The following is a 23,360-nucleotide window of genomic DNA, read 5'->3' on the forward strand; positions in this document are numbered from 1 at the left end:
GCAGGACGGGGGGGCGACAGGCCACAGTCCGGCCCCTATATAGGGGGTGAGCAAATTAGTCCCTTACCTTGCCCCAAGGCTGAACAGGAATTCGCAATCGCATGCAGAAACTTTCTATTTCCAGCATTATCACCCGCAGTTTGACGACTCTGAAAGATAATTTTGCTGCTTTTTTTATGATCAGCTTCCTCATGAAGATTGTGACCCTTCTGCTGATGATGACTTTAGGGGTCTATGACCTGATGAAAATCGGCATGATGAGCCCCGCAGACATGGCCCAGACTCCAGGTGGCCTGTTTGGCAGCTATGCCTCCCTCATGCTGGCTACGATTGCGCCATCCATGTTGGCATTGGGCATGATAACCGTGGGCACAGTCGCCTATTTGCAGGGCGATCCGACAACCATTGGGGACTGCATAAAACAAGGGCTGCGAAAATCTGTCCCTTTGATTCTTTTAGGTCTGATCACCGGGTTTGCGGTCAGTTTTGGCATGATGTTGCTGATTATTCCGGGCCTGATCATTCTGGCCGTCTGGTTTGTTGCCGGGCCCGTGCTGATGGTTGAAAATTCTGGCGTGATAAAATCCTTAACGCGCAGTATGGCGCTGACGACAGATGCGCGGGGCATGATCATCGCCCTGGTCGCACTAATCTTTATTATCAGCCTTGTCGTCAGCAGCATCACGCTGTTTCTGGTAATGTCCTTTGGCATAATCGGCTCGGTTATTCTGACAGCGGTTGATGCGCTGTTTCTGGCATATGGCTGTATCGTCTGCGTTGTCGTCTATATGGATTTGAAGAACGCAGCCTAGAGCATCATGCGCCCGCATGCGCTCACTCAGACTTTCATGCGCCCGCATGCGCTCGCTCAGGCTTTGCTCTACGCAGTCGCTGGGGTTGTAGCCGTATTTTCTGCCCCTGCTTTGGGTGCCCAGAACCGCTCATGAAGGGTATAGGCGACGGTCTGGACCATCGGTTCCACGATCCCGATCCCCAAGGCAATGCGCCAGTCACCGGACAGGATATAGGCAACCGTTATCGCGACCGTCAGGTGCATCACCGCGTAACTTGCTGTCTTTTTGATCTGTCTGGCCATCGTACTGCCCTATCATTTGCTGTTTACTGTCTCCTATAATTAAGAATGATTCTCATTCGCATCAAGAGAGAAACAAGAAAATATTTTTGGATTGCAAACAAGAAATCTGTCGCCGATCAGTGTTACAGAATTTTAGTACCCGACGGGGCGCCGCATCAGGCTGACAGCCTTTTTACCGCCCTCTGTTTCCTGTTCACCGACCGTGACAAATCCCAAGGCAGCGTGAAACTTCAACGACCCCGCATTAAAGGGGCGCAAGTTCACTTCACATGTCACAGCGCGAATGCCAGGCAAAGTCGCAGCAAATTGAAAGACATCCTGATAGAGTGCCTTGCCGATCCCTGCCCCGCGCGCCCGGTCATCCACCATAATGCGGTCCAGATACAAATAGTCATCAAACCGTTGATCAAACCACAGGTAATTCATGCTGGTATGAGGAACTCTGGGGGGCAAAGTCATTGCAACCCCAACCGGCTTTCCATCCAGTTCAGCAACCCGTGTCACAGCAGTTTTACGAACCAGGGCCCACAAATCCTTTTGACTCAATTGATTAACGGCTGGCAAACATGCCTCGTTCAAGTCATGCAGCCAGTCAGAATCGTCCTCAGAAATATCCCGCAGAATGACATTCATACAAATCACAACCACCGTTTCGTTTTGAATAGGGCAAACACACCAATGCCCAGAAAAACCATCAAGACGCAGACAATCCAAAAAGCCCATTGATCATCCACACCGGGCATGCCCCCAACATTGATACCCAGCAACCCTGTCATAAATCCCAGGGGCAGAAACAGTCCGGCGACAAGGGACAGGGAATACATTGCCCGATTCATTTTATCATTCCGCCGATCCGCAATTTCTTCCCGAATGAATTGGGTGCGGTCGCGCAAGACTTCCAGGTCATCCAACAGGCGGGCCGTGCGCTCGCGGATCTCTCCAAACTGGGCATGGGCGCGATCGTCCAGTGTGTCATCAAACTGCGCAGAAGCGCGGGTCAGGGCCTCTCGCTGTGGCGCGACATAGCGTCGAAGCTCTAGGATACGCCGCCGAAGATCGCCCAATTCCGATTCGTTGGGAGCCTCCATCTCCTCCATATCATCGACCTGCTCATCCATTTTCAGCACCAGATCGCCGATGCGATAGGTCAGCCGGTCCCCAATCGCGGTCAGTACCTGACCCAGCGTTTTGGGACCGTGCCCTTCTGCCAGGCTGGCGCGCACATCATCCACGGCGCGCAGGCGCGGCAAACGGGCGGTTATCAACCGCTTGCCATCACAATAACACCGAATGGACACCATATCCTCTGGCTGTGCACCTTCATTCAGATTGATACCCCGCAGATTGACCTGCACCCCGCCTGGAACAGTATCGAAACGCGGGCGCGTTTCAGGGGCCAGAATGGACTTAACAATTAACGAATCCAGGCCAGATTGCTCCCTCAGCCACTGTTGCGCCTGGGGGTTTTCCCGATTGATATGGACCCACAGCCCATCGACCGCATCCGTCCAGGCTTGCTGTGCCTGATCCGCATCAATCAAGGTGGCCTTGCCCGTGCCATCCAAAAGATATGCACATATGAATAGTGGTTCTATCATAGCCGACAGTAATGCGGGATTCTTCCCAAAGGTCGAGAGGGCTTTGCCCGCCTGACGTCAGGCGTCACGCACTGTTAGTTTTGATTACAGAAGAAGCGGGCAGATTCAATGACACCAGTGTCCCTTTACCCAACTCACTCTTAAGTTTTATGGTCCATCCCATCGCATCACACAATTGCTTCACAATCGCCAGGCCGATGCCAGACCCGGACTGATCGCTTGTATTGCTGGGTTTAAGCTGGGTGAAAACCTCAAAAACAGCCTCCAGGTCCTTATCCGGGATTCCGATGCCTGTGTCGTGAACCAGAATGGTCAGGGTCCCATCCGCCTGATCTTTCACCGACACAACCACCTCCCCATTAGAAGGTGTGAATTTCACGGCGTTTGACAGCAGGTTGATCATAACCTGATGAACGGCGCGACGGTCCGCAGCAATCACTGCCTTAACTGTTGAGGAAACCGCCAGTTTTACATTTTTTTCGGCCGCTAAGTTTGAAACAACATTCAAACTGCCATCCATTACCTCTTTCAGATCAAGGATGTCCTCAGCCAGGTCCAGACGCCCGGCCTCAATTTTAGACAGATCCAGGATATCGCTGATCAGATCCAACAGATGGCTGCCACTTTGAAATATGTCGCGCGCATAGACCTTGTATCTTTCAGACCCGATGGGGCCAAAGACCTCTGAGCTTAAAATTTCAGAGAACCCTAATATGGCATTCAACGGGGTGCGAATTTCATGGCTCATATTTGCCAGAAAATCAGATTTGGACCGATTGGCTTGATCTGCCTGCTCTTTTGCGATCAACAATTCCCGCTGGAAATGCTTATGGTCGGTAATATCGACTTCAATGCCCCCAAGGCCGACAACCTCTCCAAGCTCATCAAAAATTGGAAACTTGTATATCTTGACGTCCAATATCTGCCCGGGGGCTATGGTCCGGCTTTCGTAGGATATCGGCATTTTTGTTGAATATACTTGCCGGTCCGTGGATTGAAACTTCTGCAATTGCTCCCCATTATACAGATCCTCAATTTTTCGCCCCAGAATCTGTTCCTTCGTACCCCCGATAAACTGGCATATGGCCGGATTGGTAAGGGTAAAATTGCCCTCTTCGTCCTTCAGGAATATACCAACCGGGGCATTCTCAAGAATAGCGTTCATTTGCCGATTGGTATTCTTCAACAATTCAGTCATTTCACGCATGGGCGTCACATCCGTTACAACCGCCCCAATACTGGTCATTTGACCATCTGGCCCCGAAATTGGAAATTTTATCGTCTGCAGATAGCGAAGCCCCTGTGCCGTTTCGGAATAAGCCTCACGCACAACAACTTTACCGCTATTAATAACTTCCAGATCATGTTCTCGGGTGCTCTTTGCCAGAGCCTCATAGTGAACCTGGTCAGGAAGCACTCCGATGACATTTTCGTTCTTCACATTAAACAGCTTCTCAAACTGGGCATTAATATGCATGTACCGACCATCCAGATCCTTCAGATACATCTCGACAGGCGCATTATCGAACAATGCGCGAAGATGAAGGGATCGAGTTTCCGCCTCTTCAGCCCGCTTTAGCTGAAGTTTCACAATGTAATTATGTCGATAAAACAGAACCAAAAGTGTGATGACCAAAACAATCAATAAGCCAGGAACAATTATGGTTAAATTCGGATGCTCATTTTCAATCAAGAATTTATGTAGAAGGTAACCAAAAAGGAAAGTATTGGCCAACAATGCCAACCACACCATCATGCCAATGATGTTCCCCTTGTTACCCATCACCCCCTCACAACTTTAAATTTAAATACGGAACTTCTTAATGTGCACTATAAATAGATTTGTGTTAATAGAACCTTAATTTTGCGCATCGACAGGCTTGCCAACCGGTCATAAATCTTTATAACCCTGCGCTGATGAAGCAGACACCGGAAACAGCCTTTTCGCATCGCCATCTTCTTGGCATCGAAGGCCTTTCTCCTATCGACATCACGGCAATTCTGGACCTAGCAGGCGGCTATGTAGAACAGTCCCGGCGGGTCCATAAAACGTCTGATCTGTTAAGTGGTCTGACGGTCATCAATCTTTTCTTTGAAAATTCCACCCGCACCCGCACGTCTTTTGAAGCTGCGGCCAAGCGCCTGGGGGCCGACGTCATTAACATGGCGGTAGCGGCCAGCTCGATCAAAAAGGGTGAAACGCTGATCGACACAGCCATGACCCTAAACGCCATGCATCCAGACGTCCTGGTCGTGCGCCATGGAAATTCCGGGGCCGTGCGGTTGCTGTCGGAAAAGGTGGACGGCGCGGTCATCAATGCCGGGGACGGACGTCACGAACACCCGACCCAGGCCCTGCTGGACGCCCTGACGATCCGTCGGCGTGTTGGAAAAATCAGCGGCCTGACCGTCGCAATCTGCGGCGACGTTGCCCACAGCCGTGTCGCGCGATCCAACATCCAGCTATTACAAACGATGGGTGCGCGTGTGCGCCTGATCGCCCCCCCGACACTGTTGCCCGCCAAGGCGGAGCGCTTTGGCGTTGAGGTCTTCACCGATATGCGCGAAGGCCTTCAAGATGTCGACATCGTGATGATGCTGCGCCTACAATTAGAGCGGATGCAGGGAGCCTTTGTCCCCTCTGTCCGGGAATATTTCCGCTTCTTTGGTCTGGACCGTGAAAAGCTGTCCTTTGCCAAGCCAGACGCCCTGGTCATGCATCCCGGCCCGATGAATCGCGGCGTGGAAATCGACTCCGAATTGGCGGATGATCTGGATCGGTCCTTGATCCGGGATCAGGTTGAAATGGGTGTTGCGATCCGCATGGCATGCCTGGATCTGTTGACGCGCCCGCTCAGAGAAACAGGGGCACCGTGATGTTGGAAGGTCGCATCGCCTATCTGAATGCCCGATTGCTGGACCCTGAAACCGGGCTGGATCAGACTGGCGCCCTGTTGGTTGAAGACGGCCTGATCGCAGATTTCGGCGCGCATCTATTCCGCACAGGCGCGCCATCCGTTAATGAAGTGATCGACTGTCAGGGTAAATGCCTGGCACCCGGCCTGATCGATGTGCGCGTGCAATTGCGTGAGCCTGGAGAAGAGCATAAGGAAACCCTGGCCAGCGCAAGCCTGGCAGCATCCCATGGCGGAATTACGACCCTGGTGCAGTTGCCAAATACCAATCCGGTTATTGATGATGTGCCGGTGCTGGAATTTGTCGCCCGGCGATCACGCGAACTAAAACGCACCAAGATTTATTGCTATGGCGCGCTGACCAAAGGTCTTGAAGGCCGTGAAATTAGCGAAATCGGGCTTCTGTCGGAAGCCGGTGCCGTCGCCTTCACAGATGGAGAGCGCGCGCTGGCGGATGCAAAGGTCATGCGCCGCGCGATGAGCTATGGCAAAGCGTTTGACGCCTTGATTGTCCAGCACCCGGAAGAACCATCACTGGCCGGATCCGGGGTGATGAACAATGGCGAATTGGCGTCCAAGCTGGGCCTGTCGGGCATCCCGCCTGTCGCGGAAGTCATTATGATCGAACGCGACTTGCGCTTGCTGGAAGGAACCGGCGGGCGTTTGCATTTCGCCCATGTGACCACAGCAGCGGCAATTGAGGCGATCCGCAAGGCAAAGGCGGCTGGCATGAATGTCACCTGCGACACCGCCCCCCATTACTTTGCGCTAAACGAGCTTGCGATTGGCGACTATCGCACTTTTGCGAAGGTCTCTCCGCCTCTGCGATCCGAAGAAGATCGCCAGGCTGTGATTGCGGGCCTGGCCGATGGTACGATCGATATTGTCGCGTCGGACCATGCGCCCCACGATCAGGATTCAAAGCGCCTGCCGTTTGATGAGGCCGCCTTTGGTGTTATCGGCCTGGAAACGCTGCTGCCGATGGTATTAAGCCTGTATCACAACAGCCATTTGGGACTGATCGAGGCTTTGGCCCTGGTCACAACCCATCCGGCGAAGCGCTTTGGGCTGACCGGGGGCTGCCTGAAACGGGGTGCGCCCGCGGATCTGGTGCTTTTCGACCTGGACAAGCCCTGGAAGATCGACGAGGACAAGATGCACAGCAAATCGAAGAACTCTGCCTTTGGCGGGCGCCCGGTGCAGGGTAAAGTGCTGCGCACGGTCGTTGATGGTCGCCCCCTTTTCGCAGCCGACGGCTTTTAACAGGTCCTGAACATGTTTGATCCAACCCTATTCCTTGCAGCCTGTGGCGGCTATTTGCTGGGCAGCATTCCATTTGGTCTGGTCCTGACCCGATTGGCGGGCATGGGCGATATCCGTAAAATCGGATCTGGCAATATTGGCGCGACCAATGTCTTGCGAACCGGGAACAAACCCCTGGCTTTCGCGGTGCTGGTTTTAGACAGCGGTAAAGGGGCAATCGCTGTCCTTGTCGCAAGAGCCCTGCTGCCTGATCTTCCGTTAGCAGCGGTTCTGGCAGGAACCTTGGCCGTCCTGGGTCACAACTTTCCTGTCTGGCTGAAGTTCAAAGGGGGGAAAGGCATGGCGACAAGCCTGGGGACCTTGACCGCGCTGAGCTGGCCCGTTGGGTTGGCTGCCTGTGGTACCTGGCTGGTGGTGGCGGCGGTGTTTCGCTATTCATCCCTTGCCGCGCTATTGTCTCTGGCTTCTGCACCATTCTGGACGATGGTGCCCCTGTTGCACGGCCCTGCCCCGCTGATTCAAGCCGCCGCTGCATTCCTGGCTGTAGTTGGATGGGTGCGCCATTCCACAAATATTCGACGCTTACTGCGTGGCGAAGAACCAAAAATCGGGCAGAAGAAGTAAGCCCGATCTGGCCGATAACCTTATTGTAGTTTTCCTACGCGGACGGATTGAACTTTAAGCCCCAGGCCAGGCCAATGCGACGTAACAACGTATCTTCTCGCCTGTGCAGTTCCCGGTCAGAAATCGCGACCCGCATCAAGGTTACATAGACCTTTTGGCGCAGATCAATATCATCAATCTGATGCAGCACGGTATCCAGAATGCCCTCGATACCGCCAGAGTCGATTTCAACATAGTATTGATTTAAAGAGGCCATCAGGGCTTCGGGTTGTCCCTTGGGATCATCCGCCAAAGCAGGTGCCAGATCATTCAAGCAGCCCTGAATTTCGGAAAATTCGATATCCCGCCGCTTTCCATCCGCATCCAGTACAAGCATAAGCAACCACAAACAGGCCGCTGTCGAGTTTTTCCCCGGAGTCGTCATAGCGTCTGCCCCAATCCCGAATATCCCTGGTTACAGCATAACACTCTTTTGCGATAGCAAACGTCAAGGCTTCCATAGAACCATAGTACCGTTAAATCCGGTTAATCCGTCTGATTATTTCGCTTTATGGAACAGACATCGCCCTTTAAGGTTGATACCAAATGAAACACTCTCGCTTCCCGGAACGGTTCCTATGACGCCTGCCCCCCTGGATATGTCCGAACGTTTGGATCGGTTACGCCTGATCCGATCCGAAAATGTAGGCCCGATCACCTTTCGCCAGTTGTTGATCCGCTTCGGTTCCGCCGCCCACGCCCTGGAGGCAATCCCTTCCCTCGCCAATAAGGGGGGCCGCAAGCGCCGCCTGCGTATCGCCAGCCGTGCAGAAGCACAAAGCGAGTTGGACGCGCTGACCAGAATTGGCGGCCAAATGGTGCATTGGGGTCAACCAGACTATCCTGCCGCACTGGCAGCGACCGAAGATGCGCCGCCTGTGCTCAGCGTCCTGGGTCACCTTCATCTTCTGACCAAACCCTGTATCGGCATCGTTGGCTCCAGAAACGCCTCAACAAATGGCAAGCGCCTGGCCCAGCAATTCTCAAAAGCATTGGGGGAAGCTGGCTACTGCGTCATCTCCGGCCTGGCCTCTGGTATTGATGCCGCCGCGCATTTCGGCAGCCTGTCCAGTGGCACAATTGCAGCAGTCGCCGGGGGTGTTGATGTTATCTATCCGCGGGAAAACACCGACCTGTACCATCAGATCGTGGATCAGGGTGCCATCGTTGCCGAATTGCCGGTCGGCACGGTGGGTCAGGCCCGTCACTTTCCACGACGCAACCGCATCATATCAGGCATGGCATCGGCTGTGCTGGTCGTGGAAGCAACCCAACGATCCGGATCGCTGATCACGGCGCGGCTGGCCGCCGATCAGGGCCGCGAAGTGTTTGCCATTCCCGGCTCTCCCCTGGATCCTAGAGCACGAGGTGCGAACGACCTGATCCGGAAAGGTGCCGCGTTGATTGAAACACCAGAAGAAATGATCGGCATTTTGAATAATATGCCAGCCCCGCAACTGGATGCGCCGTCTAATCCTGAATTCCTGCCGGGCAGCGGCCCCCTGCCAAAAGAAGAAGAGCTGCTGCGCGCCCGCGCCTTGATGGATCAGGCTTTGTCCCCGACCTCTGTGGCGATTGATGATTTGATTGCGGATTTGAACCTAGCGCCCGCACTGGTCGCCATGGTCATTCTGGAACTGGAATTGGCGGGACTGGCCGAACGCCATCCCGGCAACCGCATTTCACGCCTTGCGCCAGAGCCGTCAAGCACCGAAAGCAACAGTGAAAAACCTACAAAAAAGCCAGCTTCTCTCCAGAAACAAGCAGACCTCTTTTAATCCGGCCGATGAACTCTGCATATTTGATAGATTTTGTAATCAAATAATTAAAATCACTTATATCTATTTTTACTGAAATTTTTACTGATAGTGCTTCTCATTTCCAGTCAAACATAGTTAACTGCGCAATAGAGTATGCAGGAACGGCAGAATGCCGTCTGAAATTTATCGTCTTCCTGGATTTGTCCAGGAAGCGCCCGGGGCAGGGCAAGGAAGAAGACCGAACGATGAGTGATCGCGCAGTTTCATATGAGCATTTATTACGCCTCGCGCACCAGCGCGCCCTGGATGGCAAGGGCGGACTGGCCGCTTCTGTCGCCAAAATGTGCCTGGAATCCCGTTCAGACCTGACCGAGCGGGAATTGACCCTGACATTTGAAATATTGCGCATGCTGATCGACAAGGTTGAAGTCGAAGTGCGCCGCAACATTTCTGATTACCTGTCAGAGCGCATAGATGTTCCCAAAGATCTTATCGCCTTTCTGGCCAATGACACCGTTCATGTCGCCTACCCAATTCTGCGCAATTCAAAGCTGCTGACCGACGCGGACTTGATCCGACTGATATCCGATCATGGGCACGGTCACGCCATGGCGATTGCGACAAGATCGGACCTGGCAGAACCGGTCAGCGCCATTCTGGTCGCCATGAATGATGACCTGATCGACACAACGCTGGCAAAGAATCTGACGGCACAGATTGGTCATTCGGACCTGTCGCATCTGGTTGATCGTTCCGTCGAAAATGTGGGGCTGCGCGCGCCCCTGGCGCATCGGGGCGACCTGGGTAACGACTTGGCGCGCAACCTGTACACTGTTGTTGGGGAGGCGTTGCGCCGGCATATCGTAGAAAACTATGATGTGGATGAAGCCCTTGCCTATGAGGCAATGGATATGGCGGTTCTGGACTCTTTGGATCGCCCTGACCCGCTGGCGGATGCCATGGGAACCGGCTGGGCCGAATTGGAAGCTCGCGGCGGAATCCTGCCTGCCACAAAGCTGCTGACACGATTGTTCCGCGATGGTCGCAGTGGGGCCGCGCTGGCATTTTCCGAACAGACACATCTGCCATTAGATGTCGCGACTTGGGTCTTTGAACGTGCAGACGATCAAACTCTGGCCGTTGCAATGAAGGCGATTGGCATGGAGGTGGATGGATTTACCAGTGTTCTGGACCATCTGGGCAGAGGTCAGGAAACGGATGCTTTGGACCGTCTGATGGCATATTTTGACCGTATCGACACCAAAACCGCAGCCATGGTGGTGAACCATTGGAAGACGCGGGCACCCGATTTTCGCGACTCAGAAGCCTAAAACACCCTAAATTTCACAAGATATCCAAAGACTTAGAAACGAGCAGTTGACGCTGCCTGTTCCGAATGCCAATTCTGTCACCCATGCAATACGTGATCTATAAAGGCATTTTCCACCCATGACAGGCCAAAAAGTTGTCGTCGTCGAAAGCCCGGCAAAGGCCAAGACCATTAATAAGTACCTCGGTGAGGACTTTTATGTCTTGGCGTCCTATGGACATGTAAGGGATCTGCCCCCCAAGGATGGATCCGTTCAGCCCGATGAAGATTTCTCGATGAAATGGGAAGTCGACGCCCGGGCCAAGAAACGCATTGATGACATCGTGAAGGCCTGTAAGGGCGCAACCTCCCTGTTCCTGGCGACTGACCCGGATCGCGAGGGGGAGGCAATTTCCTGGCATATCCAGGAGGAACTGAAACAGCGCAAGGGATTTGACGGCCTGCCGATGCGCCGTGTTGTCTTTAATGAAATCACCAAATCGGCCGTTACCACGGCGATGGCCAATCCGCGCGATCTGAATCAGGAATTGGTCGAGGCCTATCTGGCCCGCCGTGCCCTGGATTATCTGGTCGGATTCACCCTGTCGCCGGTTCTGTGGCGCAAGCTGCCGGGCGCAAAATCCGCCGGACGGGTGCAATCCGTCGCCCTGCGCCTGATTTGTGAACGCGAAGCGGAGATTGAAGCCTTCAAAGCGCGCGAATATTGGAGTGTTGAGGCCTTGATGGCAACGCCAGACGGCGTGCCCTTCACCGCCCGCCTGACCCATTTAATGGGCAAGAAGCTCGATAAATTTGATCTGGGCAACGAAACCGCCGCCAATTCGGCCCTGACAGCCGTGAAATCCGGTGGTCATTCGGTCAGCGCGATCGAACGCAAACAGGTAAAGCGGCACCCTGCCCCGCCTTTCACGACCTCAACCCTGCAACAGGAAGCCAGCCGAAAGTTGTACTTTGGCGCGACCAAGACCATGACCCTGGCACAGCGCTTATATGAAGGGATCACCCTGGGCGGTGAGACTGTTGGTCTGATCACCTATATGCGCACCGACAGCACGGTTATGTCTGGCGAAGCCATCGGCGCGGCGCGCGGCATGATCAGCGATGTCTATGGCAATGACTATCTGCCATCCGGCCCGCGTCAGTATCGCAGCAAGGCAAAGAATGCCCAGGAAGCCCACGAATGTATCCGCCCCACCGATATGCGCCGCCGCCCGGAACAGGTCGCGCGCTATCTGGATAAGGATCAATTGCGGCTGTACGAGCTGATCTGGAAGCGCGCCGTTGCCAGCCAGATGGAAAGCGCGACCCTGGATCAGGTCGCCGTTGATATTGTCACCAAGGACAAATCCGCGACCCTGCGCGCCAATGGGTCCGTCGTGCGCTTTGATGGCTTCCTGACGCTGTATATTGAGAGCGAAGACGACAAGGACGAGGACGACGCCGACGGCGGTCGCCTGCCCAATATGAATGAAGGCGACGCCCTGTCCCTGACCAAGGCGGACGCCAATCAGCATTTCACCCAACCCCCACCCCGTTTTACCGAGGCCAGTCTGGTGAAGCGCATGGAAGAGTTGGGCATTGGTCGCCCCTCTACCTATGCCTCTATCCTGAAGGTTTTGCAGGACCGCGAATATGTCGTTTTAGACAAGCGTCGCTTTGTCCCGGAAGATCGGGGGAGACTGGTGACGGTTTTTCTTTCTTCCTTTTATGACAAATACTTCGACTATGATTTTACGGCGGCACTTGAAGAAAAACTGGATGATGTTTCCGGTGGTCGCATTGATTGGAAGGCCGTCTTGCGTGAGTTCTGGACCGCGTTTAACGCGACAACCCAACAGGCGATGGAACTGTCCGGACAGGAAGTGCGCGACAAGATTGACGAAGTTCTAGGCCCGCACTTTTTCCCCGCTGACGAGACTGGCAGCACGGAAGCAGCGCGCAAATGCCCGTCCTGTGGCAATGGTCGACTGGGCCTGAACTTCGGGCGCTTTGGGGCGTTTATCACCTGCTCAAACTATCCAGATTGCCGCTTCACCCGAAACCTGGACGAGGCCGCTAATCTGAATGGGGAGTCGCCCGATGCGACGGAATATCCCCGCATTCTGGGCCCGCATCCCGAAACCGGAGAAATCATCAGTGTCCGCCAGGGTCCCTATGGCTATTACGTCCAGGCAGGCGAGGCGGAGAAGGATGCGAAGGGCAAGGCAAAGACCAAGCCCCCCCGCGCGTCACTGCTGAAATCCATGAGCCCGTCAGAAATTGATCTGCCGACCGCGCTGCGCCTGTTGAGCCTGCCGCGCGCCTTGGGCGATCACCCTGAAAGCAAGCTGCTGGTCCAGGCCGGGATCGGGCGGTATGGCCCCTATCTGAAGCATGGCGATGCCTTTGTGTCCCTGCCCGCCGATGATGATGTGCTGACCATCGGCCTGAACCGTGCCGTTACCGTGTTGGCGGAAGCCGGCCCGAAAGGGAAAGGGCGTGTTTCAGTCGCCAAAGAGCTTGGCAATCATCCAAGCGACGGCAAACCAGTCTCTCTGGGCGCTGGGCGCTTTGGTCCCTATGTGAAGCATGGCAAGATTTACGCCTCCATTCCGCGCGGCACGGAGCCTGATGACGTGACCCTGGAGCAGGCACTGGAGCTGATCGCAGTCAAGGCCGCTAAGAAGGCAGCCGGAAAAGCCCCCGCCGCAAAGAAGGCCAGCGCAAAGAAAAGCACAGCGAAAAAGTCCTCCACTAAAAAATCCAGTGGCAAGAAAGCCAGCGCGAAAAAAGCGGGTGCAAAGAAATCGGGGGCGAAAAAGTCGCCAGCCCGAAAGGCGTCCTGATTTGGACAACCCAGACGACATAGCACGCGAAATCAAGGGCAAGCTGCCCGACAAGGCCCAGATCAAGGCCTATATCGATAACAGTGACCGCCCCCTGGACAAGCGCGACCTTGCCCGCGTCTTTGGTCTGAAAGGCGCGCAACGTGCAGCCCTACGTGAAATCCTGAAAGAAATGGAAGATGACGGTCTGATTGAACGCGGCCCGAAGAAAAAGATCGCGCCAAAGGGCGCCCTGCCAGAGGTTCTGGTGCTAATCATTGATCGCCTGGATGCGGATGGGGAACCCTGGGCCCGGCCTGCCACCTGGGATATCGAAGAAGATGGTGTCGCGCCCAAGATCCTGGTTTCTGGCGGTGCCCGGAACGGTCCGGCCCCCAAGATGGGCGACCGCATACTGGGCCGCCTGCGCCGTTTGAATGATAAAAGCTACGAAGCCAGCGTTATCCGCGTATTGCAGCCAGGCCCCAGTCGCTTGTTGGGCGTGCTGGAGGAATGCCGTGGTGGTGCAACCCTGGTCCCCACCGACAAGAAGCAGAAGGAAAAGACCTGGTTCATCCATCGCGATAATATGAATGAAGCAAATCCTGGGGATCTGGTTCTGGCGGAACCTTTGCGCGGCGGACAACGCGGCAATCACGAAGCGCGGGTCTCGGAAATCATTGGGCGGTTGGACGAACCCAAAGCCTTCAGCCTTATCGCCATCCATGCCCAGGGCATACCGGTTGAATTTCCTGACGAAGCCCTGGCAGAAGCAGACGCCGCGCAACCTGTGACGCCGGAGGGGCGAACCGATCTGCGGGACATTGCGCTGGTCACGATTGATGGCGAAGATGCGCGCGACTTCGATGATGCCGTCTTTGCGGAACCAGACCCGGACCCTGCCAATGCCGGTGGCCATAAAATCCTGGTCGCGATTGCCGATGTCGCCCATTACGTAAAACCGGAAGGACCGCTGGATCGCACGGCCAGAGAGCGCGGCAACAGCGTCTATTTCCCCGATCGCGTTGTTCCCATGCTGCCGGAGCAACTGTCTAACAATCTGTGTTCCCTGCGCCCGGATGGGGACCGTGCCTGTCTGGCGATTCGCATGAAGATCAGCGCGGACGGCACCCTTTTAGACCGCAAGATGCTGCGCGGTATCATGCGGTCCAAGGCGCGCCTGACCTATACCCAGGTGCAGGATGCGATGGAGGGCCGCCCCCTGCCCGATATCGCACATCTGATAGAACCGGTCATCAAGCCCCTATATGCCGCTTATGACAGCCTGTTGCGGGGCCGCGCAGCCAGAGGCACGTTAGAACTGGATATCCCGGAATTGCAGGTTGTTCTGGGTGAGACCGGTAAAGTGGAGCGCATCGCGCCCCGTCGTCGTTTCGACAGCCACAAGCTGATCGAAGAATTCATGATCGCCGCGAATGTCGCCGCCGCAGAATTGCTGGAAGCGAAACGCGCGCGCGCGGTGATGTACCGCGTGCACGAACCACCCGGTCTGGACAAGCTGGAAGGGTTGCGGGAATCGCTGGGTGCGCTGGATATCAAACTGGCCGCGACACGCAGTTTGAAGCCCCATGATTTCACCAAGATTCTAAGCAATGTTGCCGGGACAGATCGGGCGCAACTGGTGTCGGACATGGTCTTGCGATCCCAAAGCCAGGCGGTCTATGCCCCTGAGAACCAAGGGCATTTTGGTCTGGCCCTGGCGCGGTACTGTCATTTCACCTCCCCCATTCGGCGATATTCGGACCTGCTGGTCCACCGCGCCCTGATCTCCGCCTATAGCCTGGGCAAGAACGGTCTGCCTGACGAACAGGCGCAGGAATTTGAGAAATATGGAGAGTTGATCTCCAACACAGAACGCCGCGCCATTCAGGCCGAACGGGATGCCACCAATCGCTACCTGACCGCCTATATGTCAGAGCGGATCGGGGCGACTTTCTCTGGTCGTGTCACAGGTGTGAAGCGGTTTGGCCTGTTCGTGCGGCTGGATGAAACCGGTGCGGATGGCCTGGTCCCGGTCAATTCCCTGCCCTATGACCGCTATTGGCATGATGAAGTGTCCCAGCGCCTGATTGGCCAGCACGACGGCCTGGCGTTCCAATTGGCGGAAGCTGTCACCGTGAAGCTGACCGAAGCCAACACGATCACAGGCGGTCTGGCCTTTGAAATCGTTGATGGCGGACATATCATTAAGGACCGCAAAGAACGCACGCCCGGTCACGGTCAGGGCCCCCGCGGTGGTGCCGGTCCCCATAAGGGCCGCCGCAGCCCACCCGGAAAAGGCCGCCCCAAAGGCCTAAAGAAAAAAGGCGGCAGCAAGCGCAAGGCCAAACGTCCCGGTGGTTCCGGAAAGTAATAAAGAACCCAGTATTTTCCGCTCGCTTACGCCGCAAATCTGCATTTAGGGCATGGCGTCAGGCGCGGCGTATGTTTATCCTGTCGGGTATTATGCAATTGCGCCCTCATTTCTTTAAGATGGACAACACACCCGGAATTTTACTCGCGGTGCCCATTCTGCTGGCCGCCTGTGCATCGCAACCCGATGTCGACCCCGTTCTGTCCAACCGCATGCATGACATGTTCCGCGCGGTCTATGTCGATGTCGATACAGTGCACATCAACCCTATGGATATGCAGCATTTTACCCTGGCCGGACTGCAGGGATTGCGGGGAATCGACCCGGATTTCAACGTGATGACAGACGAGGATGATATTGTCCTGACGCTTGATGACTCAGAAATCGCCTCGGCCCGTCTTCTTGGTCCAACTGACTCGCCACAGGAATGGGCGGATCTGGCAACATCGCTGGTATTATATGCGAAAGCATCCGGTACCGCCTTGGGAGACGCCCCTGAGGATATCTATTACGAAAAATTCATAAATTCCGCCTTGCGAACCCTGGACAAGTTCTCCCGCTATGCGACGCCAAAGGCTGCGGCTGACCTGAAAGCGGAAAGAGAGGGCTTTGGTGGCATCGGCGTCACGATTGACAGCCACCCCGACGGGGCCAGAATCGTTCAGGTCGACCCTGAGAAACCCGCTGCGGGCGCAGGCCTTCTGACCGGCGATCGCATCGTGGCGATAGATGGTGTGCGTATCGCCGGAATGTCGGTGCGACAGGTAGAGCGGCTGTTGCGTGGCCCCATAGATAAGCCGGTACGCCTGACCATCGTCCGTGTTGGATTGCCAGAACCCCTTGCCGTGACCGCAGGGCGCACCCGAATCGTGCCAAACACCGTCAATCTGGAACCAAATGGTGACCACGCCATAATTCGGATTTCCAGCTTCAATGAGCGCACATCCAAGCGTTTGTCCGAAGCTGTCAGCCAGGCGCGCCAGGACATCGGGCCAAACCTGTCTGGTCTGATCATCGATTTGCGGGGAAATCTGGGGGGGCTGTTGGATCAGGCCATCGATACCTCTGACCTGTTTCTGGATTCCGGCCTTATTTCTCGGTCGGACGGGCGACACCCTGAAAGCCACCAGCGGTTCATGGCGGAACTGGGAGACATTGCCGCCGGATTGCCCATCATCGTCCTGATCAACGGGGCTTCGGCAAGCTCCGCGGAAATCCTTGCCTCTGCCCTGCAGGACCACGGTCGCGCCGTCCTTGTTGGCATGAACAGCTTTGGCAAGGGCAGCATTCAAACAGTGCTGGATATGCCCAATGGGGGAGAGTTGTATGTCACCTGGGCCCGCTTCGTTGCGCCCAGCGGCTATGCCCTGCATCGGATGGGCGTCATGCCGACAATCTGTACCAGCGGCGCTTCAGACGCCGTCAGCACACTAAATACTGCCCTGGACGATGGGCCGGATGGCGCTCGCAGCCTGCTAAAGCAACGGCGCACTGCCGATATCAATGACGAGGCGGCTGTAAAACACATTCTGGCCCTGTGTCCCTGGGAACCGCATGCTTCGGGAGATATTGACTTGTCGATTGCTGAATTGTTGCTGGAGTCACCCACATTGCTGCGACGCGCCCTGGAAATCGCGCGGGCACCGGATGGTGCCTGATATGGATGCCACAGACCCTACACCCATGCCCGTCACCCCAACAGAGGCGGCCAGTCTGGTCATTCTGCGCGGCCCCGTGGATGCGCCAGATGTTCTGTTGGGACGCCGCCGGGACACCGCCCGTTTCATGCCGGGCTATTTCGTCTATCCGGGTGGGGCAGTGGATGCGCCGGATATTGCACTGGCCGACAGTGACTGGCCGGGAAGCCGCTTTCATGCAGCCGCGATTCGCGAAACCTGGGAGGAAGCGGGCGTCAGCCTGGCCAGACCCGGCACATTAGACGCCGATCTGGTCACTCTGGATCCCTGTTTTTCTGCCCTGAATGCAATGGGCCTGCGCCCTGCTGCGGAGGCGTTGCAGTATATCGCCCGGGCCATAACCCCCGCGACATCCCCTATCCGGTTCGATACCCGGTTCTTTCTGACCGGCACAGACGACATGCATGGAACCGCCACCGCCATTGGGGAATTGCCCGAAGTCGTCTGGATGCCGGTCGTTACAGCCCTTTCCAGCACGAAATTAAGCGGCGTCACAAAGTTCGTCCTGGGGGAAGCGCTGAGCCTGTGGCAGCGCGGCGAAGGCCTGATCGAGCCAAGCCGCCCGGTGCGGGTTTACACCTATGAACACGGTGCCAGACTGATCCGGCGCGAGTCCCAGTCAGACGGATTGGCCTGAGAAACGCTTTGTGGTGGATATCCGCTTGACATCGCGGGCCGCACGGCTATTTTCCAGCACCGTTGAAAGCGGCGCACCCGACAGGCGGGGGGCGACGCATTAAGTAGAAAAGGATTACTCCGATGGCTAAACCCGCGACCATTCGCATCAAATTGGTAAGCACCGCCAATACCGGTCATTTCTATGTGACCAAGAAAAATCCGCGGACCATGACGGAAAAGATGGAATTCACCAAATACGATCCGATCGTGCGCAAGCATGTGGCGTATAAAGAAAGCAAGATGAAGTAATCTTGCCGCTCGCCCTTTCGGGGTGTGCCAAATGTTGAAAAGCCGCTCTTTGAGCGGCTTTTTGCGTTGCCAATTGGACCTTTGGAATTCGTGTAACTATGCCAGCCCCCTACGAAAGCGGCATGGCCTTACAATAAACGCCCCGTTGCGACAGGGTTGAGCAAATTTTGGTCGCCTGAGACTGACTGTCGACCGGCCCGGCATGCAGGCGATAGAAGATCCCCTTGCTGCCCAGATCAACGCGGCGAATGATGGGACGCAGTCCTTCCAGTTGATCGCGATTCCCATTCATCAGAATCTTCCATCCCTCTTCCGCATGGGCCTGATCCTTATAGGATGCCAGATGCAACCCGAATGAGCCCGGTGTAACACCAGACCCGCTTTGGGCGACGCCCTGCTGCGCTGTCGTATCTGTCGCCATACTGGATTGCGGTGCGGTGGACGGTGCCGCCTGTATCGCAGGCTGTGTGCCTTCCCCCGGCTGGGGAATGCCCGCGATCATGCCCAGCGCCTTTGGTCCGCTGGTCGATTGGCTATCACCCTGCATTGTCGCCATCTGGTCTGGTTGCTCTGCTTCCATCACAACCTGCCCCTGGGGCGGCACAGCGGTGCCTTCCGGCATCATGGCCGATTGTCCGGTTCTGCTATAGCTCTGCAAGCGCCGAATGACCGGTGGCCCGCCCGCACTGTCGCGCGCGATCAGCGTCACGTAATTCCCGATCTCTGGCGCATATAGAAAGGTTACTTCATCGGGCGTTTCACGACCACAGCCGATGCGATAGACCGCAAAAGTTCCCGCGGGAACCATCGCGGATTCCAAGCCACCGGTGACGCATTGCCAATCATATTCCCAGGCATAGGGCGGCACATCCGTATCAACAGTGGATCGAAATGTGATTTTTCCGCCCGGCTTCAGGGGGAACATCGACCCCTGCATATCCGTAATCAGGCGCTTACCACGGCCACGGTCCGGGCTGGACCATTCCAAGGCAGGCAGCAGGGGATTGGCGTCTGTGATCTGACTTTCTCCGCCCGATGACCGCCATGCAATGCGCCCTTCTTCGACGATTGCCGCAACCTCCCAGGTGACATCAGGATTGTCATAGGTAAATCGGTTCCCCGGCTGTAATCGGGGCAAGGCGCTGGCTGCCATCTGAACCTGCGTCAGTTGTTGCTGCGACATGCCGTTTGGGGGCGCGTCCTCCCCCAGGCCAAGACAGGCCGACAAGGTCAGGCACAGGGCAGACACACAGGCCAGGGAAGCGACGGATGATGGAATTTTATGTGGCATTGGACCTGCCCTCCCCGATCACTGTGGCGGCGGAGTTGGCCCGCCGAACAGGAAAGATCCAGGTATCTCAAAACTATTGGCCCCGGACGCCGATGTAACAGAGATTGCATTCACTTCCTCAACGCCGACCACCGGAACAGGACCCTGTGCAATCGTCGGGGCCGCAACGGGCGTAATCGAAGGTGCTTCCGGTCCAGCGGTTGGGGGCTGCAAAGAAAGGGGGTCTGATACCGGCGCAGCACTCAGCGATGGACTTGCAGAATCCGCAGCGGGAACTGCCGCTACCGATCGATCCAGCGGCCCCTGAACAACCGCAGCGTCGACCGCTGAGACACTGGTTTCAGACGACCCGCCAAGCAGACGACGCACAGAACTGAAAAAAGTCTCTGATTCGTTAGGGACCGTGGCAGCAGCTTCGCTCACGGTTGCGGTCTCATAGACAGGCTGAACCCCCGAATCGGATGGAACCACAGCGGGTGAAGGCGCAACAGTTGGCGGTGTGAGACGCGCGGTACTGACTTCAGGAACTGCGACCGGGGTTGTTGCCGGACTATCAGCAGGGGCATCCAGTGGCGCCATGCCGGTCGTCGGGGCGGGAACAGTTTCGGGCTCAGCGGATGAGGGCGCGGTGGTGCCCGCTGCGGGCGCATCTGAGGATGTTTCCGGCGGTGGCGTGATCGTAGAGGCAGGCGCGCTTGGTTCAGCAGGCGGCGCTAAAGGCTCAGCTGGCGGAAGTGGTGCGGGTGCTTCTGACCTCAGCTTGTTTTTCATCTGGCGCGCCTGAACATCTTCCAGGGGCGGCAGTTCCTGCACATCCCCATCATTGCTCTTATAAAACTCAAGGTCTTCAATGACGTCGACATCCAGCTTCATAAAGCCCGGCGTCATCAAACCCATCGCAGTCGCCAATTCATAAACGGCAATACGGGTATCATAATCGGCCCGGATAAGATTCTGTTCCGCCTGGAAAACCTCGTTTTCCGCATCCAGAACGTTCAGGGTTGTTTCCTTCCCGGCCGACCGCAACTTCTGCCGCGCGACAAAAACCTCCTGAGCAATAGAAACGGCATTGAACAGCAATTCTTTGCGTTCAGAGGTGTTCTGGTACTTCGTCCAGGCCTGTCGCACCTGACGCTCAACCTCGCGTTGCGTGCGGTCTGCGGCAGCCAATTGTTCCAGCCAGCTTTCCTGCGCACTGGCGACGGCGGCATCTGTGCGGAAGCCTGAGAAGATTTCCCAGCTTGCCTCAATCAACACCGCCATGTCCTTGTCGACATTGCGGGTGCCACTGACATTGCTTTCGTAATTCATGCGCCCAACAGCGCTGAGGCTGGGCAGATAGGCACCGCGTTCCGCCTCAATCGTGAAGCGGGCGCTTCTGGCCAGAAACTCCCGGCCGGTTATTAAGGGGTTTTCATCCCTGGCAATATACAGCGCGTCATCAATGGTTGGCGGGATGACTTCCATCGGTACCGGTTCCAGGCGCATCTGGGTAATGTCTGGTGACGAATCGAATGACTGAATATAGGAGGCAACCGCCTGGCGAAGCTGGCCTTCCAGATCAACGCGGGCCTCAATCGCCAATTGCAGACGCGATTTCGCCTGCAGCACATCAACCTCAATCCCCGCGCCGCGTTCAACCCGTTCGGTTTCCAGATTCAATTGCTCCCGGATTGTGCGTTCCCGGGCGCGCGCCACGCGGATCAGTTCGTTCAATCGCAGGACACCCAGATAGGCTGTGACGCCTTGCAACATGACGGTTTGAACGGTGCTTTCCAGCGCATAGGCCACACTGTCACGCGCCATTAATGCAGATGACACGCGGTTATCAGTCCCGCCACCATCGAACAGAACCTGTCGGATCTGGATGCCCAAAGCTTTGAACTGCTGAAAGTCCCCTTGGGTCCCCGCCGCGCGGGTCGTGGTGTTTGAAACCAGTTCCTTACCAAGGCTGCTGGTGGCGGTGACAGTCGGCAGATACCCGGACCGCGCGCTGCGCACTGATTCCTGCGTGCGGCGCAGAATCGCCCGTTGTTCTTCAATTCTTGGATTTGTTTGGATCAGGGACCGCAGCTCTTCGGCCATTAACTGGGCGTGTGCCTGCGGGGTCTGTGCCGTGGTCAGAACGCAGAAAGCCAGCGCGCCAAAATACATGCCGCGCACAGCCATTCCAAAACCGTTCAAATCTCTAGCCACCGACGCCCCTCTTACCCCTATTCCTCGCTTAATGCCCTGATTCTTAGCCAGTGCAATAAACGAAACCGCCAACCACCTTATTCTTACCAGATAGATCGGCAGTCTACCAACAGACTCTTACCGCTCCCGGAACGCTTCATGTTGCAGCTTCAGTACGGGCCTGACCATGTAATCAAGCACAGTTCGCGTTCCTGTGTGGATATCAACAGTCGCTTCCATCCCCGGTGTGATCGGAAAATCACCTTCTTGTGTCCCTAAATACGTCTTATCCGTCCGCACCACAACTTCATAGTAAGTCTGCCCCTGCTGCCCTGTGCTGGTGCTGGCTGATACACGTTCGACAACGCCGTCCAAGCCCCCATACCGGGCATAATCATAGGTGGTGATTTTAACGACAGCCTTCTGCCCGGCGGCAACAAACCCTCGATCTTTCGGGTTCAGTTTCGCCCGAATTTGAAGGTCGTCGGAAACCGGAACAATTTCAGCAATCGGTTCACCGGGGCGAATAACGCCGCCGATCGTATTGGTCCGCAAATCCATCACGATCCCATTTATTGGACTTTTGATTTCGGCCCGCAACGCCTGATCAGTCGCAGTGGTCAGGGTCTCTTTCATTTCAGCAATTCTGGTTTCAATAGAGACCAGGTCTTCAAGCGCCCGCCTGCTGTACTGTTCGATCTCCCGTTCACGTTCCGCATCAATCTCGCTTAACGCAGATCGCGCACGCGGAACGGATTGCTGCAAAACCGACAATTCCCCTTTTAACTTTTCGACTTCCCCTTCAATCTGGACATGCTCCATCTTAGGGGTCAGGCCTTCCTTTAACAAATTAGCGGACATTTCTAAGCGCTGCTGAACCAGCGCCAGATCCCGGCGAACGGAGCTGGTATGAGCCTCCAATTCCGCAATCTCTAACTGACGCTGTTTAGAGCGTTGATCCAGCACGCTTAATGACGACTGAAGATCACGTTTGCGCGCCTCAAAACTGCGCAATTCCGCTTCGACCATGTCGGGGCGGTTTTCAACGATATCGGCGGGGAACTGGGGATCAGACTCACCGCCCTGCGCCTCCGCCGTCAGACGCGCCTTCGCCAGATACAGGCCATCCAGGCGGACCTGCAACTCCTGCCGGTTAATGCCAACACCCGCCAGGTTCAACTGCATAAGACTTTGCCCGGCGGTCACATGGTCCCCCTCCTTAACCATTATGGACTCGATCACGCCGCCTTCCAGATGCTGTACGAACTGGGTCTGCTGTTCAGGAATAACCTCCCCGATCGCAACAGAGACTTCATCCAGTTGCGCCATCGACGCCCAGCCAAAGAACCCTGCCAGCAACACGCCAGGCCCCCAAATCGCGAATCGAGAAGATCCTGTCTTGATCGACGCTCGCAGGGCGTCCAGCGGATTGTCGGAATTCGGATCAATACGGGTGGCGACCATTGC

19 protein-coding genes are annotated in these 23,360 nt (G+C 55.9%); 11 read left to right on the plus strand and 8 right to left on the minus strand.

The window, feature by feature from the left end:
* Nucleotides 1-101 precede the first annotated feature (101 nt).
* Nucleotides 102-812 carry a hypothetical protein gene (locus ACOSDR_RS15520; protein ID WP_420723775.1) on the plus strand — a complete coding sequence of 237 codons (711 nt, stop codon included), beginning with the start codon at nucleotides 102-104 and terminating at the stop codon, nucleotides 810-812.
* Nucleotides 813-880: 68 nt separating this feature from the next.
* Here the strand turns inward: ACOSDR_RS15520 and ACOSDR_RS15525 are convergent, their stop codons facing one another.
* The 4 genes from ACOSDR_RS15525 to ACOSDR_RS15540 all read right to left on the minus strand — a co-directional run bounded on the left by ACOSDR_RS15525 (nucleotide 881) and on the right by ACOSDR_RS15540 (nucleotide 4,477).
* Entirely contained in the window at nucleotides 881-1,096 is a 216-nt protein-coding gene (locus tag ACOSDR_RS15525; RefSeq protein ID WP_420723774.1) for a DUF2061 domain-containing protein, read from the minus strand.
* 132 nt (nucleotides 1,097-1,228) lie between these two features.
* On the minus strand, nucleotides 1,229-1,729 hold the full coding sequence (locus ACOSDR_RS15530) for a GNAT family N-acetyltransferase (protein ID WP_420723773.1): 501 nt from the start codon (nucleotides 1,727-1,729) through the stop codon (nucleotides 1,229-1,231).
* Between the two features lie 5 nt (nucleotides 1,730-1,734).
* Entirely contained in the window at nucleotides 1,735-2,694 is a 960-nt protein-coding gene (locus tag ACOSDR_RS15535) for a zinc transporter ZntB (protein ID WP_420723772.1), read from the minus strand.
* 64 nt (nucleotides 2,695-2,758) lie between these two features.
* A complete protein-coding gene (locus ACOSDR_RS15540; protein ID WP_420731836.1) occupies nucleotides 2,759-4,477 on the minus strand; it encodes a PAS domain-containing sensor histidine kinase in 1,719 nt (572 codons plus the stop codon).
* Between the two features lie 134 nt (nucleotides 4,478-4,611).
* Between ACOSDR_RS15540 and ACOSDR_RS15545 the strand changes: the two genes are divergently transcribed.
* From ACOSDR_RS15545 to plsY, 3 genes are read left to right on the plus strand one after another with little or no spacing between them, the layout of a single operon-like run.
* The gene (locus ACOSDR_RS15545) at nucleotides 4,612-5,571 is read left to right on the plus strand and encodes an aspartate carbamoyltransferase catalytic subunit (RefSeq protein WP_420723770.1); all 960 of its coding nucleotides are present in this window, start codon (nucleotides 4,612-4,614) and stop codon (nucleotides 5,569-5,571) included.
* Entirely contained in the window at nucleotides 5,571-6,872 is a 1,302-nt protein-coding gene (gene pyrC / locus ACOSDR_RS15550; RefSeq protein WP_420723769.1) for a dihydroorotase, read from the plus strand. The genes ACOSDR_RS15545 and pyrC overlap by 1 nt, the downstream gene beginning before the upstream one ends.
* Before the next feature lie 12 nt (nucleotides 6,873-6,884).
* Complete coding sequence (plsY, locus tag ACOSDR_RS15555; protein ID WP_420723768.1) at nucleotides 6,885-7,496, plus strand: glycerol-3-phosphate 1-O-acyltransferase PlsY; 612 nt, start codon at nucleotides 6,885-6,887, stop codon at nucleotides 7,494-7,496.
* Nucleotides 7,497-7,530: 34 nt separating this feature from the next.
* Here the strand turns inward: plsY and ACOSDR_RS15560 are convergent, their stop codons facing one another.
* A complete protein-coding gene (locus ACOSDR_RS15560) occupies nucleotides 7,531-7,920 on the minus strand; it encodes a TerB family tellurite resistance protein (RefSeq protein WP_420723767.1) in 390 nt (129 codons plus the stop codon).
* Between the two features lie 193 nt (nucleotides 7,921-8,113).
* On the opposite strand from ACOSDR_RS15560, the gene dprA reads away from it, so the two are divergent.
* The 7 genes from dprA to rpmG all read left to right on the plus strand — a co-directional run bounded on the left by dprA (nucleotide 8,114) and on the right by rpmG (nucleotide 18,427).
* Complete coding sequence (dprA, locus tag ACOSDR_RS15565; RefSeq protein ID WP_420723766.1) at nucleotides 8,114-9,313, plus strand: DNA-processing protein DprA; 1,200 nt, start codon at nucleotides 8,114-8,116, stop codon at nucleotides 9,311-9,313.
* 227 nt (nucleotides 9,314-9,540) lie between these two features.
* Complete coding sequence (locus ACOSDR_RS15570) at nucleotides 9,541-10,626, plus strand: DUF2336 domain-containing protein (RefSeq protein ID WP_420731837.1); 1,086 nt, start codon at nucleotides 9,541-9,543, stop codon at nucleotides 10,624-10,626.
* A gap of 118 nt (nucleotides 10,627-10,744) precedes the next feature.
* Nucleotides 10,745-13,450, plus strand: a complete 2,706-nt coding sequence (gene topA, locus ACOSDR_RS15575) for a type I DNA topoisomerase (protein WP_420731838.1) — start codon at nucleotides 10,745-10,747, stop codon at nucleotides 13,448-13,450.
* A gap of 1 nt (nucleotide 13,451) precedes the next feature.
* Nucleotides 13,452-15,803 (plus strand): ribonuclease R, encoded by a 2,352-nt coding sequence (gene rnr, locus ACOSDR_RS15580; protein WP_420731839.1) that lies wholly within the window; start codon nucleotides 13,452-13,454, stop codon nucleotides 15,801-15,803.
* Between the two features lie 71 nt (nucleotides 15,804-15,874).
* Nucleotides 15,875-17,461: a S41 family peptidase gene (locus ACOSDR_RS15585; protein WP_420731840.1), complete on the plus strand. Its 1,587-nt coding sequence runs from the start codon at nucleotides 15,875-15,877 to the stop codon at nucleotides 17,459-17,461.
* A gap of 1 nt (nucleotide 17,462) precedes the next feature.
* On the plus strand, nucleotides 17,463-18,137 hold the full coding sequence (locus ACOSDR_RS15590; RefSeq protein ID WP_420731841.1) for an NUDIX domain-containing protein: 675 nt from the start codon (nucleotides 17,463-17,465) through the stop codon (nucleotides 18,135-18,137).
* A gap of 122 nt (nucleotides 18,138-18,259) precedes the next feature.
* The gene (gene rpmG, locus ACOSDR_RS15595; protein WP_420723760.1) at nucleotides 18,260-18,427 is read left to right on the plus strand and encodes a 50S ribosomal protein L33; all 168 of its coding nucleotides are present in this window, start codon (nucleotides 18,260-18,262) and stop codon (nucleotides 18,425-18,427) included.
* A 109-nt stretch (nucleotides 18,428-18,536) separates the two neighbouring features.
* Here rpmG and ACOSDR_RS15600 read toward each other — a convergent pair whose 3' ends face one another.
* The 3 genes from ACOSDR_RS15600 to ACOSDR_RS15610 all read right to left on the minus strand — a co-directional run bounded on the left by ACOSDR_RS15600 (nucleotide 18,537) and on the right by ACOSDR_RS15610 (nucleotide 23,357).
* Nucleotides 18,537-19,718: an SPOR domain-containing protein gene (locus ACOSDR_RS15600; RefSeq protein WP_420723759.1), complete on the minus strand. Its 1,182-nt coding sequence runs from the start codon at nucleotides 19,716-19,718 to the stop codon at nucleotides 18,537-18,539.
* A gap of 18 nt (nucleotides 19,719-19,736) precedes the next feature.
* Entirely contained in the window at nucleotides 19,737-21,914 is a 2,178-nt protein-coding gene (locus ACOSDR_RS15605) for a TolC family outer membrane protein (RefSeq protein WP_420731842.1), read from the minus strand.
* A gap of 117 nt (nucleotides 21,915-22,031) precedes the next feature.
* On the minus strand, nucleotides 22,032-23,357 hold the full coding sequence (locus tag ACOSDR_RS15610) for an HlyD family type I secretion periplasmic adaptor subunit (RefSeq protein WP_420723757.1): 1,326 nt from the start codon (nucleotides 23,355-23,357) through the stop codon (nucleotides 22,032-22,034).
* Between the last annotated feature and the right edge of the window lie 3 nt (nucleotides 23,358-23,360).

The sequence above is a fragment of the Hwanghaeella sp. 1Z406 genome (assembly GCF_048892425.1).
GTDB lineage: Bacteria > Pseudomonadota > Alphaproteobacteria > UBA8366 > Aestuariispiraceae > Pacificispira.